Source organism: Sphingomonas mucosissima, assembly GCF_002197665.1.
Classification (GTDB): domain Bacteria; phylum Pseudomonadota; class Alphaproteobacteria; order Sphingomonadales; family Sphingomonadaceae; genus Sphingomonas; species Sphingomonas mucosissima.
The window spans coordinates 1-1,996 of the sequence record NZ_NBBJ01000013.1 but is presented as its reverse complement, the minus strand read 5'-3'; the positions used below and the strand labels follow the sequence as shown (position 1 = coordinate 1,996).

General features: G+C 63.5%; 3 protein-coding genes. All 3 read left to right on the top strand.

The features are described 5' to 3' along the window. Positions 1–320 (top strand): DNA methyltransferase (locus SPMU_RS16555; RefSeq protein ID WP_140418513.1); only part of this gene is annotated, 320 nt, incomplete at its 5' end. 71 nt (positions 321–391) lie between these two features. Then, positions 392–991 carry a DUF5681 domain-containing protein gene (locus SPMU_RS16550; protein WP_169715767.1) on the top strand — a complete coding sequence of 200 codons (600 nt, stop codon included), beginning with the start codon at positions 392–394 and terminating at the stop codon, positions 989–991. Continuing rightward, on the top strand, positions 991–1,996 hold a 1,006-nt coding region (locus SPMU_RS16545), incomplete at its 3' end, for a hypothetical protein (protein WP_088335480.1). The genes SPMU_RS16550 and SPMU_RS16545, both read left to right, overlap by 1 nt.

The window sequence follows — 1,996 nt, the reverse complement described above, 5'->3', positions numbered from 1 at the left end:
ACAGCGACCTTGCCGACCATCCCACCGTCAAGCCAACTCAGCTTCTCGCCGAAGCCATTCGCGACGTCACGCGTCAGGGCGAGATCGTGCTCGACGCTTTCTCAGGATCCGGCAGCACCATTCTCGCCTGCGAGCGCACCAAGCGCGTCGGCTACGCCGTCGAGATCGAGCCACGCTACATCGATGTCGCGATCCGGCGCTGGGAAAAGATGACCGGCCGCAAGGCTGTTCTCGAGGCCAGTGGCGAGACGTTTGCGGAGGTAGCCCACGCGCGATTCGGGCAGTCGCATTCGGAAGGGTTAATATCTGCCCCTCGTTAAGCGTCTAGAACAAATTCCCCCGGATAAGTGCCCAGCGTCCGCGTTTCAGCGCCTCTTCGAAAGCACCCCGAATGACTGCTCCACATTTGCCCAGCACCACGCCGACCATCCGCCCCGATGTAATTACGCGCACCCGCGTACGCCGTGCTGCTCCGGCGCTGCTTGGGACAAGCGAACCCATCATCCTGCCTGAACCAGCAATGGAGGCAGAAGCAGCGGCACCGCCGCTGCCGCCGCCCCCACGGCCGGGCATCACATCAGCGGCCGCTGATGAGCCCGAGCCCTACCGCGTGGGCTACAAGAAGCCGCCCAAGCACTCGCAGTTCAAGAAAGGCCAGTCCGGCAACAAAAAGGGGCGCCCAAAAGGCGCCAAGGGCCTGAACACCATCGTGCGCAACATCTACACGAAGAAGGTGACCGTGCGCAGCGCGAGCGGTTCGGAGCGCATGTCCAAGATGGAAGCCATCGTCCACAAGACAGTGGAGAAGAGCTTCTCGGGGGACATGCGCGCCATCGACAAGTCGCTAAAGCTGTATGCGCAATGTGTGCCTGACGAGCCCATCGCGGTGGCAGCGCCGGTAGAAAGTGTATCGGCCGCTGATATGGATGCGCACGACAAGGCCATTCTCGCAGCGTATCGGCGCACGGCGCGTGAAGAGGAGGACGAGTGATGAGCGCTCTTCCCGCCGAGGCAGCCCTTACTGCCATGATGCGCCAAAACTTCTCGCTCTTCCTGATGCGCGTGTTCAAGGAGCTGCATGCCGGCGCGCAGCCGTTGGAGCTTGCCTGGTATCTTGAAGCGATCTGCCATGCGCTGGTCGAAGCAAGTGCCGAAGATGGCGCCCGGCTCGTCATCACCGTACCGCCGCGCCATCTGAAGTCGGTAGCCGCGTCGGTGGCGCTGCCGGCGTTTCTTCTTGGGCGTGATCCCACGCGCCGCATCATGGTGGCGACCTACAGCCAGGATCTCGCACGCCTCCATGCGACACAGTCGCGCGCGATCATGCAGTCCGCCTGGTTTCGCGCCATGTTTCCCGCGGCGCAGATCGCCGACGATGGCAACCGCATGCTCGAGACCGTCACAACGCGCGGCGGTGGGCGCAAGGCAGTGTCGGTCGGCGGCTCGGTGACCGGCCACGGTGCCGACGTCATCATCGTCGACGATTGCCTCAAGGCCGATGACGCGCGTAGCGAAGCCAAGCTCGAGGAAGCACGGGCATGGTTCGCCGGCACGCTCGCAACCCGCCTCAACAGCCCTGGCGGCGGTGCCATCATCTCGATCTCGCAGCGGCTGCACGAATATGACCTGCCGGCGATGCTGCTCGAGAGCGGCTATCGCCATCTCTCGCTGCCAGCCATTGCCGAGCGCGACGAGGTCATTCCGCTGGGACCCAAGCGCCGCCACCAGCGCAAGGTCGGTGATCTGCTCGACCGCCCTGGCGTCACGCGCGAAAAGCTCGAAGCCGACCGGCGCAGCATGGGCGCCCAGGTGTTTTCGGCCCAGTTTCAGCAGAACCCGGTAGCGCCCGAAGGCAATCTCATTCGGCTTGAATGGTTCGAGAACTACGATGAAGAGTTCGAACGCGAGGACTTCTACCGCATCGTGCAGAGCTGGGATACCGGGCTCAGCGACGAGCCTGGTGCCGATTATTCGGTCTGCACGACCTGGGGCTATC

Bases quoted from the DNA above. Each gene is read 5' to 3' on its own strand.
- SPMU_RS16550 (WP_169715767.1), top strand. From the start codon at position 392: ATGACTGCTCCACATTTGCCCAGCACCACGCCGACCATCCGCCCCGAT.